The following is a 15,861-nucleotide window of genomic DNA, read 5'->3' as shown; positions in this document are numbered from 1 at the left end:
TCCTAAATATGAGTGATTTTTTATTTCCAATAATAGAAATTTTTTTAGGCGTAGTTCTACTTTTTGCTGGAGGAGAGTTCTTTATTCAAGGAGCCATATTTTTATCTTTAATTTTAGGAATACCTCAAATAGTAATAGGTTTAACAATTGTTTCTCTTGGAACAAGCTCTCCTGAGTTGTTGGTAAGTTTGAGTTCAATTTTAAAAGGCAGTGATTCGCTTGCGGCAAGCAATGTAATTGGAAGCAATATTTTTAATGTTCTCGTTGTTTTGGGCATAAGCTCATTAATAACACCTCTTAAAGTAAAAAGCAGAATAGTCAGAAGGGATGTACCTCTTTTAATTGCAATTTCTTGTGCAGTTTGGGCTATATCATCAACAGGCTTATTAACATTTCAAGCAGGGGTATTTCTAATATTTTGTTTAATCTTAAATACAATATGGGAAATCAATACCATCAATGAAAAAGGAGAGGAGACAAAAGATGCTGAACCAGAGATAGAAGAATTAGAAGATAAATATAAAGGAAAAATGAATATTTTACTAAAGTTAATATTGGGAATATTTCTTTTAAGCTTTGGTTCAAATATTTTAGTAAATGGTTCTCAAACTCTCGCTACTCTTTTGGGTGTAAATGAAATTGTTATTGGTTTAACTATCGTCGCAACTGGGACATCTTTACCAGAATTAGTAACTTCAATAATTGCAGCATTTAAAGGCAAAACAGATCTTGCGATTGGGAATGTAATAGGAAGTAATTTACTCAATCAACTTTTAATCCTTGGAAGTTGCAGTATTTTTTCAGGATTTAAAGGTTTAGTAATTGAACAGAGTCTAATAAAAGTTGACTTACCTTTTATGGTTTTAACTAGCTTTGCATGCTTACCAATTTTCTGGAGCAAAGGGAAAATCACAAGATTTGAAGGATTTATTTTGCTTAATCTTTATATTTTCTACATTCTCGATAAAATACTTTTCCTGAATGAATTTAACTTCCTTTATGAATTAAGGATAGGTTTATTTATTTACTTTGCATTACTTATTGTATTTCTGATTGTCCAAGAAAAATACAAATTTTCTAATTCATAATTTTATCCATACATAGTCACAAATTCTTCTGAGATAGTTGGGTGCAAAGCCATAGTAATATCAAATTCTTTTTTTGTTATCCCTGCATTTAATGAAATTGATACCATTTGAATAATCTCAGACGATGTTTCTCCAAACATATGACATCCTAGGACTTTGTCAGTTAGCTTATGAACTACAATCTTCAACATACATTTTGATTTATTCTTTTTAAAGGTATTAGACATAGGGGTAAATTTGCATTTAAAAATTTTTATATTTTTTTCAGAGTAAATCTCATTAGCTCTTTTCTCACTTAAGCCAACTGTTGAAATTTCTGGAATAGTAAAAACGGCCTTAGGGATATATTCATAATTTACTTTTCTTTTTTGGTCATTAAAAAAATTATCCGAAAAAACTCTCCCTTGTTCTATTGCTACCGGAGTTAAGTTTGGTTTATTTATGATATCGCCAACTGCAAAAATATTTGCGTTGCTTGTTTGATTAAGTGCATCGACATCTAAATATTGGCCATCCATCTTTAAATTTAAAAAATCCAAATTTAAAGGCAAAAGATTTGGTTCTCTTCCTGTAGCAATAAGAATATTATTAGTTAGGAGTTTATCTCCCGAGTCTAGGGTAGATTCCAGATTTCCATTTATTTTTTTGATAGAATTTAATTGAGTATTGGGGATTATATTGATTTCAGTAAAAGTAGGTGATTCCTCTAGGCATGAAGAAAGATCCTCATCAAAACCATTGAGTAAATGTTGACCTCTAATTAATTGAGTTACTTCAGTACCTAAATTTCTGAAAATAGAAGCAAATTCACAAGCAATATATCCACCTCCTACTATTAATATTGATTTAGGAAACTTTTCTAATTCAAAAATATCATCACTAGTCCATGCTAAATCTACCCCAGGAATATTCAATTTCTTTGGTTTACCTCCAACTGAAATAAGAATTTTTTTTGAACTTATTTTGTTTTTAATTTTCTTTGTATTTGAACAAATAATTTCTAATTCATTTTGAGTAATAAATCTTCCTAAGCCTTCAAAAATAGTTATATTCAACTTTTTTAAAGAATTTCTATGTAAATTACTTAACCTAGAGACCTCCTCTCTGACATTCTTCAACAAAATATTTGATTCAAAATTAATACCTTCATTTTTTAATCCATATCCTTCAGAAGAATCCATATTTTTTTTACTTTTAGCTGCATAAACCATCAATTTCTTGGGCACACATCCCCTTATCACACAAGTTCCTCCTATTTGATTTGCTTCTATGATTGCGACTTTTGCTCCATAACTAGCAGCACGTTTAGCCGCCGCGAGTCCTCCAGATCCAGCGCCAACAACAATTAAATCAAATTCAAATTCCAAGACTTTTTAAATCAATTATTATAACGTTAGTTTATAGCTTTAATTCAAATAATGAATGGAATTATGACATGGGATGATTTAAATAAATTTGAAGTTGAAGATCTTGATAGAGTCCATGGTATAAATAATTCCTACTCAAATTTAAGATTATTTGGACATAGTGAAAATGATGTATTAGTTACCCTCTATAGGGATAGGCATTCTTGGTGTCCTTACTGTCAGAAGATATGGTTATGGCTTGAATTTAAGAAAATTCCATACAGAGTCAAGAAAATAAATATGTTTTGCTACGGCCAGAAAGAAAGTTGGTTCCTTGAAAAAGTCAGATCGGGGAAATTACCTGCAATTGAATTTAAAGGGCAAGTTATAACTGAAAGCGACGATATCGTAGCTTTTTTAGAAAATAAATTTGGAGCACTTGGATCTTTTATTACATCTAGTCACCTTATCAAAATTCGAGAGTTAGAAAGAGAAATTTTCAGATCTTGGTGTAATTGGCTCTGCCGAGAAAGCTTTAATTTTATAGATAACTCTTTTAGAAAAAAAAGATTTAAAGAATCCATTTCAAAACTCGATGAAATCTTAAGTAGCTCAAAATCAGGGTTTGTTGATCCATCAGTTTCTAACACGGGTGATATAGAGCCTGGTGTTGGAGATATAATTTTCATTCCCTATATGGAGAGAATGAATGCATCACTTATATATTATAAAGGGTTTAATTTAAGATCTAATTATCGTCATGTAGATAACTGGCTTACCCTTTTTGAGGGGACAAGCGCTTATAGAGGCACACAAGGAGATTTTCATACTCATTCTCATGATTTACCCCCACAAATGGGAGGATGCTATAAAGAAAGCAATGAACAACAGATTTCTTTCTCAAAGCTAATAGATACTGGGGAGGGTTTAGGAAATTATGAATTAAACCAAAATTATGAGTCAAAATATTATGCAACAATTGCTCTTAAAAGAGTTATAAAGCATAAAGACAATTTACTAAAGGTAAACCCATACAATAAAGAATCCTTTGACGAATCATTGAGATCAGCTTTGAGCTATATGATCACAGGTGAAGTATTAATCCCAAAAAAACTTTCAGGAATTTCTTTAAGATACTTAAAAAATAGAATCTCAGTTCCAAGAGATATGCCAATCATTTCAGCGAGGTTACTAAGGCAATCATTAAATAGAATTGAATCGCTCAGTGATATCAATGAAATAGATAAGTTACCTTTAAAGCATAGATTTGATCAAAATCCTATAAATTTCATTTCTTGTTAATAGTAAAACTATAAACTTTTTCTTGAATCTATTTGAAGTAAATCTCTTATTTTTTGAACTTGACTTGCAATATTTGGATCAATAGATAATTTTTTTTCAACTTGTTCAATAGCATACATAACTGTTGTATGGTCCTTACCCCCAAACTCATCTCCAATTCTTGGTAGGCTTAGATCCGTCCCGTGCCTCATAAGATACATACCTATTTGTCTAGCTTGACTTACTGGTTTTCTCCTACTTGAACTGATCAATTCATCAGTAGAAACTTTAAAGAATTCTGAAACTTTATTAATAACTTGTTTTGGAGTAACAACGACTCCAACACTATTCGGATCAAGCATTGGAGCAATTGATTGGACTGTCATTGGCAAGCCTGTTATTGATGCAAATGCAACAGCTCTGGTAAATGCTCCTTCCAATTCTCGAATATTCGAAGTGAATCTTCCTGCTATAAATTGAATTAAATCTCTTGGAAGACTCATCCTCTCTTGTTCTGCTTTTTTCTGAAGGATGGCTGTCCTCGTCTCAAGATCAGGTGGTTGAATATCTGCCGTCATGCCCATTGAGAACCTAGAAATTAATCTCTCTTGAATTCCCGACAATTGATTTGGTGGCCTATCACTTGCAATAACTATTTGACTTCCTGACTCGTGAAGAGCATTAAAAGTATGAAAAAATTCTTCCTGTGTATACTCTTTGCCTTCTAAGAACTGTATATCGTCTATTAAAATCAAATCTACATTTCTATATTTATCTCGAATAGCTGTCATTCCATCTCTTCGAATACCACTAATAACATCATTAGTAAAAGTCTCTGTAGACACATATTTAACTTTTGCTTCTGGATCTATTTCTACTCGATAATGGCCTATTGCTTGCATTAAATGAGTTTTACCGAGACCTACTCCACCACAAATAAATAATGGATTAAATTCTCTCCCTGGTGATTCGGCAACTGCTAAAGCCGCAGCATGAGCCAACCTACTATTTGGACCTACAACAAATCTTTTAAAGACGTAGCGTAAATTTAGACCGTTGGGATTTTTGGATCGATTTTTTGAAGAAATCTCTTGACTATTATTAGGAAATAATTTTGTTTTATGATTCACAATCTGTTCATCTAGGTTCTCTTTATTTGTTGAATCGCTGCTTATATTTGTTTCAGATTTAAAAACAACTTTTACATCATGGCCGCATATTTCTTTTGCAGCCTTTTCGATAGTTTGACAATAATTCTTTCTTAACCAATCACTGGAAAATGTATTTGGAGCAATTAAAGTTAATAAGCCATTCTCAAAACAATTAAATTTAGCAGGCCTTATCCATGTCTCAAATGAAGGCTTACTTAAAGTTTTTTGAAGTGATTGTTGAACTTCCGCCCAAATAGGATTAATTGCTTGCAAAATTTTATTCTCTAGATTATTAATCTAGTTGGAATTTAATAATTGGCCATTAGGAAATCACAAGATCACGACAAATTTAAAATTACTTAACAAACCACTATACAAATTTATAAGAAAAATTTTATTTTTTATAGGCATATAATTATTTTAAATCGCAATAAATTTTTGGATAAAGCATTACTTATTATCATGGCAAAATGGCATGCTTTTGGAAGATGCAAAACAAGATTATCTAAAGATATAGGTAAAAGTAATTCTGCAAAGGTTCAAAGTGTAATGACCAAACACACTATTTCAGTCGCAAAATTTCTCCAAGATAATAAACTAATTGATATTTCTATTGCTATATCTGGTTTGGGGGTAGGTAACTGTAAAAGATGGACTAGAGAATTAGGCATCAAAAAATTTAATTTACAGGGGAAAGGCTGCTTGGGAGAAAAAATGAAGAGGCAAATAATTATCAACAAAAAATTTTGTGCAAGAAATAAGATCAAAAATATTATTTTTATTGGTACTGACCTTCCAGATTTATGCCATCAAGATTTATTGAATACTCTAAAAGAGCTTCAACAAAATGATCTTATTTTAGGACCATCTAATGATGGGGGATATTGGCTTATTGGTTTATCAGAAAAAATATTGTCATCACATATATATTTACCTTTTATCAACATAAAGTGGGGGACAGAAAATGTTCTTCAAAATACAATTAATAATTTTGCTACAACAAAATTAAAATATAAGTTTTTAGGTAAAAAAATTGATATAGATACAATTATTGATATTGAAAATAGAAAGTAATCGACTTGTCAAAAATCTCAATTATTATTCCAACTATTAATGAAGCTAATAATTTGCCATTATTGCTCTCAGACTTGTCAAGTATTCAGAAAGAGTGCGAAATCATAATTGTTGATTGTGGAAGTGAAGATAAAACTATTGATATAGCAAATATTTATGGGGCAAAAGTATTTATATCCAAAGAAAGGAATCGAGGACTCCAATTAGATATTGGAGCTAAAAATTCAAAAGGAGAGTGGCTCATATTTTTACATGCAGACACAAGATTAACTTATGATTTGTTTAAAAAAATTAACTCATTTTTAAAGGGAAACAAGAATATTATTTACTATTTTGAATTCAAAATTAATCACAAAAAGGTAATTTATAGAGTCCTCGAAATTCTCGTAAATATTAGAAGTAAATTTTTTAAACAACCGTATGGTGATCAAGGTTTAATAATTCATAGAACAATCTATTTTAAGAATAATGGATTTAGAAATATACCTTTGATGGAAGATGTAGATTTTTTAATGAGATTAAACCAAAAAAAAGATTTAAAACAATTAAATTTTCCTATTTTTATAAGTTCAAGGAAATGGGAAAGAACTAATATTTTTCTCCAAGCAATTAATAACTGGCACTTTAGAAGAAGATGGTTAAAAGGCGAATCGTTAAAATCTATATATTCTGACTACTACAAAAAATAATTAATTTGCATACCAAAAAGCACATTTCGACCCTCTAGGTTCTAAAATCCAACCTTGTCTTTTGTAAAACGAAACCACTTCAGCATCAGCAAAAAGGGTTACTTTATAAATGCCAATATTTTTCAATTCTTTTAGGACATATCTCATTATCTCTTTCCCCAATCCAAGTCCTTGATAGACAGGGTTAATAGCCACATCCCAAACTGTTGCTTCTAGAATTCCATCGCCAGTGCATCTTGCAAATCCAACAAGTCTGGGAAATTTATCATCATGACGCCATAAACCAACCACCAAAATACTGAAATCTAAAGCTCTTTTTACCCTCCTTATAGGTCTTCTGCTCCAACCAACAGTTTGCAAAAGTTGATCTAGTTCTATTAGATCTAAATCTTTATTTTTACTACATACAAATATTTCTTCTTTAGTTGTTTGAGTGAACTCATAAGAATTTAAACCATAGAGATCTATCAGCTCATCCTTTGATATACTGTTTGATTTTTTTATTAACGATCCTTGGTTTCTAAAAATCATTAAAAATTCACGAATCCCTTTTGTTGAAGCTCAGAGAGCTGAAAATATAAACCCTTTTTAAGTCTTAATTCACTATGTGTTCCCTCCTCAACTAATGATCCCCCTTTCAAGACTAAAATCTTATCAGAACTTTCAATAGTTGCTAATCTATGAGCTATTACTAATGCTGTTCTTTTTGACAGAATTCTCTCAAGATCTTTCTGCAAAGTAGCTTCTGTTGAAGGATCCATAAACGCTGTTGCTTCGTCCATTATTAAAACAACAGGATTTCTAATCGCTACTCGAGCTACGGAAAGAAGTTGTCTCTCTCCAGAAGAGAGATTTCCGCCTCTTTCTCTTAGTGAGGTGTTCAAACCGTCTGGTAATTTTTTTAACAAATTATCTAACCCTAATTCGTAACAAAGATTTTCTAATTCAAGATTGTCTAGATTCGAATTCAGTTTTAAATTATCTGCGACATTTCCACTAAAGATAAAGGTATCTTGTAAAACTACTCCCAACATATTTCTAAGAGTTGCAATAGGAATATCTTTGATATCTATATCATCGATTAAAATTTGACCCGATTGAGGTTCATACAATCTACACAATAGTCTTATTATCGTTGTCTTACCTGAACCAGTTGGACCTACAAAAGCCACATGCTCTCCTGGATTAATCTTGAAAGATAAATTCTTTATAATATGTTCCCCTTCGTTGTAGAAAAAATTAACATTTTTGAACTCAATTTTGCCCTTAAATTTTTTATTTACATTTTTAGCATTTTCTAAAAAATGTTTTGCGGAAGTAGAGTCCTTAATCTGTATTTCTTCATCCAATAATTCGTTTATTCTTTCTACAGCTGTTAAACCTCCTTGTATTTGAGTAAATCTTTCTGCAAGCTGCCTTAAAGGTTCAAAAAGTCTTTGAGAATATAAAATAAAAGTTGTTAATGTTCCTAAACCAATATTTCCAGAAGTAACAAGATATCCTCCAACTGCCAAAACCAAGGAAACTGCAGCAAGAGAAATCCATTCTATAAACGCTGAAATACTACTGTCATAAAATATTGTTCCATTAACTGCTTTCTTATAAGCAACTCCAGTTTTAGAAAATTTCTTGCTATTGAAAGCCTCTCTTCTGAACATCTGAACGACTTCTAAACCTTGAAGATTCTCTTGAAAATCAGAGTTTAGTTGAGACAATTCTTCCCTTACTTGATAATTGGCTCTTCTGTAACGTTTTTGAAGCCAGATAATAAAATATGAAACTGGGATTTGAGTCAAAAGTAATAAAATGGCAAGCCCCCGATCAATTGACAGCATTGTCAAAGAAATTACTATCAGACTAACGAAGTCAGCAATGACTCCTACTGCCCCACTACCAAAAACCTCGGCTAAAGCATCAACATCATTTGTTAATCTTGTTAATAATTTCCCCACAGGCATTTTATCGTGATACTTAAGAGATAAAGATATTGAATGATCAAAAAGTTCTCTTCTTATTCTTGCTGTCAAACGTTGACCCACTGCTTGGATATTGTAGGTTTGGTATCCCTGCAGAACTAATCTGAATAAAACAGTTATAAATAAAGTTACGATAATGGCATTTATCGACTGCCCAAAGAAAGTTTTGCTTAGCCAAACATCTGTAGTTTCGTTCTTTAGAATAGTAATTGCTTGACCAACTAATAATGGTTGAATAGCTCCAGAGAAAGAAACAGGTAACAAAACTATCAAGATTAGGTAGATTGTTTTTTTATCTTTAGTTAAATATTTACCTAACTTTTTAATCCTTCTAAAATCTTTAAAAAACATTTAGCTAAACTTCTATAAAGCATTAGTTGATTCTATTGATAAAATTGTATCTCTGAGATGATTATCATCTAACCTCATAGATAAAGGATTTCCAATTAGTCTTGCAGTCGAGTAATAAAGATCATCTATTTTAATTAAACCATTCTCTTTTAGAGTCGTTCCGGTTGCCACCAAATCGACTATTGCCTCTGCCATACCTGTAATAGGACCAAGCTCGACTGATCCCGTCAAATGTACTATTTCTACAGGAATATTTAATTCTTCAAAATAAGATCTTGCTGTTTTTATAAATTTACTTGCTACTTTACAATTCGCTGGAAGATCGGTTGGTTTTAAATAATTGCTATTTTTCTTAACCGCCAACGACATATGACAACCCCCAAATCCTAAATCTAATAATTTTGCGACTTTTAATTCAGATTCTCGTAAAACGTCATACCCAACAATACCCAAATCAGCCTGACCATAACTTACATAAACAGGCACATCTCCATTTCTTACTAATAGAGCTTTTGCCCGTTTGCAATTTGATTCAAAGGTTAATGATCTATTATTTTCTTCCAACGCATTAGAGAAATCTAACCCAGCTTTTTTAAAAGTTGAAATTGAATCTTTTAACAGAGCTCCTTTTGGTAAAGCTATAGTAATCATAGATCAATTTCTTCCAAGGATTCTTCATTCTAATTTAACAATGGAATTTAATAAAGCTCGGAATATAATCGGACTTAGAGTTTTAAGTGATAACGTCATATGGTTGTTGGTAAAAGATAAATCCGTTGTAGTTATAGATCCATCTGTACACGAACCAGTTATTAGATATATAAATGAAAACAATTTTCACTTAGAAGCTATTTTGCAAACTCATCATCATTCAGACCATATTGGAGGGACGAAGTCTCTTATTGAAAAATGGCCAAATGTAAAGGTGATTGCTTCCTCTAAAGAAAAAAAGCGAATCCCTTTTCAAAATGTATCTGTTGAAGATGGAGAAACTTTAAACATTTTAGGGGAAGAAGTAAAAATAATTGAAGTATTAGGTCATACAAACTCACATATTGCCTTCTTTTTGAATGGGGAAGATCCTGTTCTTTTTATTGGTGACACATTATTTTCTGGAGGCTGTGGAAGAATTTTTGAGGGAACTTATCAACAAATGTATTCTTCACTAGAAAGAATCAAATCCTTACCAAAAAATACTCTGATATATTGTGCACATGAATATACAAAGGGAAATATATTGTGGGCATTGAATCTCAAGCCAAAAGATCAAGATATAAAAAATAAACTTTCGGAAGTTGAAAAAAAACTTTCACTTAATGAATTGACAATTCCATTTTTACTTGATGAAGAGATGAAAATAAACCTTTTCTTAAGAGCAAAAAATTTAGAAGAATTTACTTTTTTAAGAGCAAATAAAGATTTATGGGCTTAAATAGATAGGTATCTTCTTAAACAAATGTCCCCCAAACAAGTAATTAAAACATCAAATGCTCCAGATCCAGTAGGACCTTATAATCAAGCAATAAAAGCTGGGGATTTTATCTATTGTTCTGGTCAAATTGCTATAGACCCAGCTTTAAATGAAATAACATGTTTAGGTGATATAGAGAAGGAAACTATTCAAGTTTTAAAAAATCTTGCAGAAGTTCTTAAAGCTGGTGGAGCCAAAATAGAGGATGTAATAAAAACAACTATTTACTTAACGGACTTAAGTAATTTTCAAATTGTCAATAAAATATATAGTGATTTTTTTAATGTTGAAAATCCTCCAGCACGGGCCTGTGTGGAAGTTTCATCTCTACCAAAAGGAGTTTTAGTTGAAATAGATTGCGTCGCATTTCTAGATTAATTTCTAATTATTGAGAAATTTGAAATATGAACCAATTGTGCACCATAGTTGTATAGATTATTAGTTGATAAATCATCTTTGATCTATGTCAGCAGCAAAGCTTAATATAGATGAACTAGAAGCAGGTTATCCTTTATTTTGCAAAGCTCTTAGACTATTAATCTTAAAAGGAAACTCAGTTAAAGATATAGAAAAGACAGTGTGTTGGGGTCATCTCGAGACTTTAAATAGATGTCTACCTGGTAGATATAAAGCCCCAACATATTTAATGGCTTTAATCAAAAGAGATATTGCAAAGCCTAATAATTATTAAAGAAGACTAATACTCTAAATAAAATTTATCAATATCCATTGAGAAGTCTTTTTCCTTTTCTGATATTTCTTTATTATCTAAAAATATTGTAAGACTTACAAAATTCTTACCGAAGCTGATATTTGGATAGATATCCCTTTCTTTGCATAATTTCTCAATTTCCCCCATGAATTTGCTAATTTTTGAGTATTGATCAAATTCAAATCTTTTTTCAATCCTCAAAGGTGATTCTCTTTCATTCCACATTAAATTCTTTATTCAAGACTAGTTACACTATACATTCAACAAAGTTTCTCAATAAATTTTTAAAGATAAAATTTTTAGTCACTCTCCCAATAATCAATAATCCCGCCAATTGTTAAATCGGTTTGAACTTCTGGATTAGGGCATGCAAATCTAGCAGCAGAGCCACTAGCAGTAAAAACCCAGTTACCTTCTCTAGCTCCAACAGGATCAACAGCAACTAATTTCTTTCCTTTATTATTTTCTAAAATTCGTAAATTCATATGGCCTAAGCCAGCGACTCTTTGAGTGCATACCATCCTTCCTAATACCTTCATAATTTCCATAATTTATATCCTCCTTTTTATGACTTATCAGGATCCCAATGATCAATAATTCCAACAATCGTTAAATCGCTTGGATAAGATTTACTTCCCGCAGCTTCTCTAGCAGCAGAGCTTCCAACACAAATAACCCAATCTCCTGGCTTACAGCCAACAGCATCAACTGCAACTTTATTAGAAGAACCATCTAATACAACCTGCAGATGTTTATGTTCAAAACCAGGAATCCTATTGGTAGAAACAAGTGGTTTAACAACCTTGCAAATTAACATAATTAGTGAGCCTCCTCTGTTTTTTTATCTAAAGACATTCCAATAATTTGGGCGGAATGAATTTTGTCCCTATCTCTAATAGTAGAGCAAGTATGTAACAAACCTTGATCAACTAAATTTTTATATCTAATTGATATCGCATTATTAACTCTTTCACAATCATTTATTGCCCTCTCTTTTGCGCCAGGTACTTTTCCTGAGTAATCAAATCTTATTACTACCGGAATAGGTAGATCTTGAGAAACATTTAATCCAGTAAAAATCTTTACTCCAACATCTAAATCCGGAGCCCCCTCTTCGACTGTATCTAAATGAGCAAAATAAGTTAAATTTCTGAGATGTACTTCTTTGAAACCTATACCTACTCCAATAAACCTCTCTGCATGTCCAATATCTTCATATGAACCATTATGAAAACTCTTAACATAATCAATTTGAGAAATATTATTGACAATTAATTTATATGTAAATTTTTCCAGTCCACTGAGTTTATCTTTTGAAGATTGCTTAGAAATTGTCTGGCAAATTTCTTTTTCCGCATCCTCTTTCGAAAAATTTATTGTTGAATTATAAATTTCTAATGTAGAAATAGTTTTTTCTAATTCTATACCGCCATCACTATTAGATAAATGTATTTTTAATGAATCAGTGTCTGTATCAAGTCCAATTAACATCAAATCCACAGAAGCTCCGCAGCAAAAGCTATTCTCTACAGCCTCTTTGAAAGCATATAATTTATTTCTACCTTCAGCTGCTGCTAACTCGTCATTACTGCCATGAGCTGCGCATCCCTGATGTAAAGGATCTACTGAACTAAAATGATAAGTTACAACTTTTAAGTACCTGGTATCTTTATGAGCTTCATTAGGAACATTCTCTCTATATCTTTTATGTTCAGTTTTTACCCATCGATTAACAGTATTTTCAATATCAAACAGCGCTCCAGCATGGGATCTTCTCCTTACTGAACTAAAAGGTATTCTCATTACATAAGCAACTGAATGAGCTAACCTTCCATCTGAACAAGGAGTTATATCAAGTAAATGTATTCCACTATCTAAGAGAAATTTATCAAAATCTTCCGCATCCCTACTTCCAGCAGCACCTTCAAGTGGATCATTGTTAAAAAAATTGTCGCTAAGTTTCTCATGCTGTTTGAAAGCACACCATGCATATAAAGCTCTCATATCAAGAGGTTTAACCCAAGATTTATCTAATACATGGAGAGGTAAATCTATTCCCAAATTTTTTCTTGATATTTTCTGAGCCTTATTTATAAAATCTTCGTGATGTTGAATTCGAGCAATTTCCTTGAGAGTTGGAACAATTTCGTCAAAATCACTTTTTATTTTGCTTTCATATCTAAATAGATTTTCATTTTGAATATTATTGGTTAATTTATGAGACTTTCCAGAATTTCGGAAATTATTAGATTCTTTAGTTTGTATATGTATATTTTCAGTAAAGGTTTTCATTGGAGCGGTTGGTCCCAATGTGAAATTCTTGGCTTTAGCCAGTCCTCTTAAAGGCATTATTTACTTAACCTCTTGCACCGCCTGAAAAGGTAACAAGTTGTCCTTCACGAGTATTTCCACTAGATCCAGTTATCAAGAAATCTGGTTTTTCTGTTTCCTCATTCCTTTTAACTTCCATAGGGGGCATTGCGCTCATGAATCCTGCTCTTGATGGATTTCGCTTTCTAGAAGAAGCTCCCTCTGTACCTGTTACCTTATCACCGCGATCCCAATCATCACCAGTTACGTTTCCTACTGATTGTCCTTCTCCAGTAATCCTTGATGCGACTCTTTTTTCTGGTGTCTTTGCAGCACGGTCTACCTCTTCAATTTCCATTTTTTGTTTATAAGTAATATTTTTATTCGGTTCAAATCTAAATTTTTCAGTGCCAGTGACCTTATCAACTGCCATATCAAAAGGTCCTGTTACCTTTGAACCATTTTCATATTCATTACCCGTAACACCTTGAGTATTTTTTTCAGAATATTTATCTCTTGATGGTGATTTAACAGAGAATTCCTTCCAAGAGTTACCTGCCGACTTTTCCGGATTCGCATAAGCCGCATCATGTGCAGGATTATCACAAGCTTGTGAGAGCTGATCTCCACCAACATAGGGAGTCCCTGTTAGATTTTTACAAGCACCTTTCTTAGCACCTGTCATTACTCCGCCAATTCCTGGTTGCTGTCCTGTAAGTCTGGCATTTGAATTATTTCCAGAATTAACTGTTGCTCGGGATTTCATATCTTCTGAAATCTCAGTACTACAATTTTCATTAATCTGATCTAAGCCTGCGTATGGTGTTCCTGTTAACACTTTGCATGAACCTGGTTCATCTCCAGTTACTATTTCTGATCTTCCTGTCATAGTGCCGCTTATTAAATTTGACTTTGAAGAAAGGCTTAAACCTACTTTTCTAGCTTCTGGTTTTGGTTTTGAACCGCAAAACTTCTCATATTGTTGAGATCCTATGTACTCATCGCCAGTTACATTCTTACAACTACCATGTTCATTACCTGTCATATGGTCTGATCTTCCAACCCCTGTACCAGTTACATTATTCCCATTAAGAGTGTTGTAACTGCCTACTTTTTCAAATGCCTTACCTTTTGGATTTGGCTCAGAGCCAAGATATTGATCTCCAGTTAATTGATGTCCAGAACCTGATTCATCTCCAGTAACTAGGGTGGATCTACCAGGTAGTGATCCAGATACTTTTAATCCATCGGTTGTAGTGCTGTGTTTAACCTTTGAAGGATTTCTTGGGACATCACCACAATACTTCTGCGATTGATTAGAAGATACATATTCAGTACCTGTAAGGTTTTTACAAGTTCCTGGCTCATCGCCTGTGACCCTATCAGATCTACCAACTTCATTTCCAGTTACTTTATTACCTGATGTTGTAGAGGTAACAGTAGATCTAAGTGGCTGTTTATAACTTGGTCTATCTTGACAAAATTGATCAGTAACTTCTGCTCCCATATATTGGGTACCAGTTACAGTTCTGCACGTACTTGCTTCATTACCTGTAGTTTTTACAGATCTATTAGCTTGAGTTCCAGTAACTATTTGACCTGAATCAGTTTCACTTTTACCAACTTTCCAGCTAGCATCTGCAATATTTTGTTTGGCACCATTTTTGTTTGGACCACATGGTCTACATTTACCATTACCTTTTTTGCCTGTGGCACCAGTTTTACTTCTTAGCTCTCTCACTCTCTGAGAAATTTCTCTACTACTTAAATCTGGGTCTCCCCTTCTAGCTAATGAAGCGGCACTAGTATTTTGTTTAGTTGCAGATTTACCATGTTTAGATTGAGCTTCTCTTCTCGCCAAAACAATATCTCTACTTGTATTAGTAATAGGCTTTCTCTTCTGATTAATTCTTCTCTTAAGGTTGGGTTTTAGGGACTTAGATTCTGTACTAGTTGAATCCTGAATTTCTTGATTTTTACTTATAGTTGATTTAACTGTGTTTACAGGACTTTCTTTTTTAACATCAGTACGGGTTCTATCGGATGAAGTTATAGCTGATTTCCCGTGGGTAGACATTGCTTTTCTTCTCTCTATTACTAACTCTTTACTAGATAAAGTTGTTGAAGAATTAATGTTTACCTGAGTTTTTGGAATATGTTTTGTAGCTGGTTTAGAAATATTATTATTAGGAGAAGACTGAGTCCCAGAAATCTGTATATCTTGAGAAGATCGAACTCTATCTTTGGTAGTTGAAGAATAAGCAGCAGCTTTTTTACCGCTATCACTCATCGCCTTTCTTCTCTCAAGTGCAATCTCTCTACTGGTTTTTTTTGACATGATCTTCAAGTTTAAATTCTTTAAAAAGACTTTTGAAAAACTTTCTCCAAAATTTTTTTTGGAGAAAGATATTA

General features: G+C 32.4%; 17 protein-coding genes. 7 read left to right on the top strand and 10 right to left on the bottom strand.

The window, feature by feature from the left end; all coding sequences use genetic code 11:
• Positions 1-8: 8 nt before the first annotated feature.
• The gene (locus EU98_RS08265; protein ID WP_032514928.1) at positions 9-1,088 is read left to right on the top strand and encodes a calcium/sodium antiporter; all 1,080 of its coding nucleotides are present in this window, start codon (positions 9-11) and stop codon (positions 1,086-1,088) included.
• Between the two features lie 2 nt (positions 1,089-1,090).
• Here EU98_RS08265 and gorA read toward each other — a convergent pair whose 3' ends face one another.
• The gene (gorA, locus tag EU98_RS08270) at positions 1,091-2,455 is read right to left on the bottom strand and encodes a glutathione-disulfide reductase (protein ID WP_032514927.1); all 1,365 of its coding nucleotides are present in this window, start codon (positions 2,453-2,455) and stop codon (positions 1,091-1,093) included.
• Between the two features lie 51 nt (positions 2,456-2,506).
• Here gorA and EU98_RS08275 point away from each other — a divergent pair, with 51 nt between their 5' ends.
• On the top strand, positions 2,507-3,736 hold the full coding sequence (locus tag EU98_RS08275; protein WP_032514926.1) for a glutathione S-transferase: 1,230 nt from the start codon (positions 2,507-2,509) through the stop codon (positions 3,734-3,736).
• An 8-nt stretch (positions 3,737-3,744) separates the two neighbouring features.
• Here the strand turns inward: EU98_RS08275 and dnaA are convergent, their stop codons facing one another.
• Positions 3,745-5,139 (bottom strand): chromosomal replication initiator protein DnaA, encoded by a 1,395-nt coding sequence (gene dnaA, locus EU98_RS08280; RefSeq protein ID WP_032514925.1) that lies wholly within the window; start codon positions 5,137-5,139, stop codon positions 3,745-3,747.
• A gap of 189 nt (positions 5,140-5,328) precedes the next feature.
• Between dnaA and EU98_RS08285 the strand changes: the two genes are divergently transcribed.
• Positions 5,329-5,940 carry a TIGR04282 family arsenosugar biosynthesis glycosyltransferase gene (locus EU98_RS08285; RefSeq protein WP_032514924.1) on the top strand — a complete coding sequence of 204 codons (612 nt, stop codon included), beginning with the start codon at positions 5,329-5,331 and terminating at the stop codon, positions 5,938-5,940.
• 5 nt (positions 5,941-5,945) lie between these two features.
• The gene (locus tag EU98_RS08290; RefSeq protein WP_032514923.1) at positions 5,946-6,629 is read left to right on the top strand and encodes a TIGR04283 family arsenosugar biosynthesis glycosyltransferase; all 684 of its coding nucleotides are present in this window, start codon (positions 5,946-5,948) and stop codon (positions 6,627-6,629) included.
• Here the strand turns inward: EU98_RS08290 and EU98_RS08295 are convergent, their stop codons facing one another.
• From EU98_RS08295 to hisG, 3 genes are read right to left on the bottom strand one after another with little or no spacing between them, the layout of a single operon-like run.
• A complete protein-coding gene (locus EU98_RS08295) occupies positions 6,630-7,160 on the bottom strand; it encodes a GNAT family N-acetyltransferase (protein WP_032514922.1) in 531 nt (176 codons plus the stop codon). It abuts the gene before it with no gap.
• A complete protein-coding gene (locus tag EU98_RS08300) occupies positions 7,160-8,956 on the bottom strand; it encodes an ABC transporter ATP-binding protein (protein ID WP_032514921.1) in 1,797 nt (598 codons plus the stop codon). Before EU98_RS08300 ends, EU98_RS08295 begins: the two co-directional genes overlap by 1 nt.
• Before the next feature lie 12 nt (positions 8,957-8,968).
• Positions 8,969-9,607, bottom strand: coding sequence for an ATP phosphoribosyltransferase (gene hisG, locus EU98_RS08305; RefSeq protein ID WP_032514920.1), 639 nt, complete (start codon positions 9,605-9,607; stop codon positions 8,969-8,971).
• A gap of 40 nt (positions 9,608-9,647) precedes the next feature.
• Between hisG and gloB the strand changes: the two genes are divergently transcribed.
• The 3 genes from gloB (at position 9,648) to EU98_RS08320 (ending at position 11,118) form a co-directional block, all read left to right on the top strand.
• The gene (gene gloB / locus EU98_RS08310; RefSeq protein WP_032514918.1) at positions 9,648-10,388 is read left to right on the top strand and encodes a hydroxyacylglutathione hydrolase; all 741 of its coding nucleotides are present in this window, start codon (positions 9,648-9,650) and stop codon (positions 10,386-10,388) included.
• A gap of 24 nt (positions 10,389-10,412) precedes the next feature.
• Entirely contained in the window at positions 10,413-10,805 is a 393-nt protein-coding gene (locus EU98_RS08315) for a Rid family detoxifying hydrolase (RefSeq protein WP_032514917.1), read from the top strand.
• An 85-nt stretch (positions 10,806-10,890) separates the two neighbouring features.
• Positions 10,891-11,118 (top strand): DUF3136 domain-containing protein, encoded by a 228-nt coding sequence (locus EU98_RS08320; protein WP_002806681.1) that lies wholly within the window; start codon positions 10,891-10,893, stop codon positions 11,116-11,118.
• A 6-nt stretch (positions 11,119-11,124) separates the two neighbouring features.
• Here EU98_RS08320 and EU98_RS08325 read toward each other — a convergent pair whose 3' ends face one another.
• The 5 genes from EU98_RS08325 to EU98_RS08345 form a co-directional block, all read right to left on the bottom strand.
• Complete coding sequence (locus EU98_RS08325; protein WP_032514916.1) at positions 11,125-11,364, bottom strand: 4a-hydroxytetrahydrobiopterin dehydratase; 240 nt, start codon at positions 11,362-11,364, stop codon at positions 11,125-11,127.
• 74 nt (positions 11,365-11,438) lie between these two features.
• Positions 11,439-11,687 carry a carboxysome peptide B gene (locus EU98_RS08330; protein ID WP_011376112.1) on the bottom strand — a complete coding sequence of 83 codons (249 nt, stop codon included), beginning with the start codon at positions 11,685-11,687 and terminating at the stop codon, positions 11,439-11,441.
• 17 nt (positions 11,688-11,704) lie between these two features.
• Entirely contained in the window at positions 11,705-11,956 is a 252-nt protein-coding gene (locus EU98_RS08335; RefSeq protein ID WP_002805244.1) for a carboxysome peptide A, read from the bottom strand.
• Between the two features lie 2 nt (positions 11,957-11,958).
• A complete protein-coding gene (locus EU98_RS08340) occupies positions 11,959-13,488 on the bottom strand; it encodes a carboxysome shell carbonic anhydrase (RefSeq protein WP_032514915.1) in 1,530 nt (509 codons plus the stop codon).
• 7 nt (positions 13,489-13,495) lie between these two features.
• Complete coding sequence (locus EU98_RS08345; RefSeq protein WP_032514914.1) at positions 13,496-15,787, bottom strand: CsoS2 family carboxysome shell protein; 2,292 nt, start codon at positions 15,785-15,787, stop codon at positions 13,496-13,498.
• Positions 15,788-15,861: the final 74 nt, after the last annotated feature.

Source organism: Prochlorococcus marinus str. MIT 9314, from assembly GCF_000760035.1.
Taxonomy (GTDB): domain Bacteria; phylum Cyanobacteriota; class Cyanobacteriia; order PCC-6307; family Cyanobiaceae; genus Prochlorococcus_A; species Prochlorococcus_A marinus_B.
The sequence above is the reverse complement of the archived record's forward strand: the minus strand, read 5'-3'. Positions and strand labels throughout refer to the sequence as shown.

What these genes read in the sequence shown, in the direction of transcription:
- EU98_RS08265 (WP_032514928.1), top strand. Translation starts at nt 9, where the DNA reads ATGAGTGATTTTTTATTTCCAATAATAGAAATTTTTTTAGGCGTAGTT.
- EU98_RS08275 (WP_032514926.1), top strand. Translation starts at nt 2,507, where the DNA reads ATGAATGGAATTATGACATGGGATGATTTAAATAAATTTGAAGTTGAA.
- EU98_RS08285 (WP_032514924.1), top strand. Translation starts at nt 5,329, where the DNA reads ATGGCAAAATGGCATGCTTTTGGAAGATGCAAAACAAGATTATCTAAA.
- EU98_RS08295 (WP_032514922.1), bottom strand. Translation starts at nt 7,160, where the DNA reads ATGATTTTTAGAAACCAAGGATCGTTAATAAAAAAATCAAACAGTATA.
- EU98_RS08300 (WP_032514921.1), bottom strand. Translation starts at nt 8,956, where the DNA reads ATGTTTTTTAAAGATTTTAGAAGGATTAAAAAGTTAGGTAAATATTTA.
- hisG (WP_032514920.1), bottom strand. Translation starts at nt 9,607, where the DNA reads ATGATTACTATAGCTTTACCAAAAGGAGCTCTGTTAAAAGATTCAATT.
- gloB (WP_032514918.1), top strand. Translation starts at nt 9,648, where the DNA reads ATGGAATTTAATAAAGCTCGGAATATAATCGGACTTAGAGTTTTAAGT.
- EU98_RS08315 (WP_032514917.1), top strand. Translation starts at nt 10,413, where the DNA reads ATGTCCCCCAAACAAGTAATTAAAACATCAAATGCTCCAGATCCAGTA.
- EU98_RS08320 (WP_002806681.1), top strand. Translation starts at nt 10,891, where the DNA reads ATGTCAGCAGCAAAGCTTAATATAGATGAACTAGAAGCAGGTTATCCT.
- EU98_RS08325 (WP_032514916.1), bottom strand. Translation starts at nt 11,364, where the DNA reads ATGTGGAATGAAAGAGAATCACCTTTGAGGATTGAAAAAAGATTTGAA.
- EU98_RS08330 (WP_011376112.1), bottom strand. Translation starts at nt 11,687, where the DNA reads ATGGAAATTATGAAGGTATTAGGAAGGATGGTATGCACTCAAAGAGTC.
- EU98_RS08335 (WP_002805244.1), bottom strand. Translation starts at nt 11,956, where the DNA reads ATGTTAATTTGCAAGGTTGTTAAACCACTTGTTTCTACCAATAGGATT.
- EU98_RS08340 (WP_032514915.1), bottom strand. Translation starts at nt 13,488, where the DNA reads ATGCCTTTAAGAGGACTGGCTAAAGCCAAGAATTTCACATTGGGACCA.
- EU98_RS08345 (WP_032514914.1), bottom strand. Translation starts at nt 15,787, where the DNA reads ATGTCAAAAAAAACCAGTAGAGAGATTGCACTTGAGAGAAGAAAGGCG.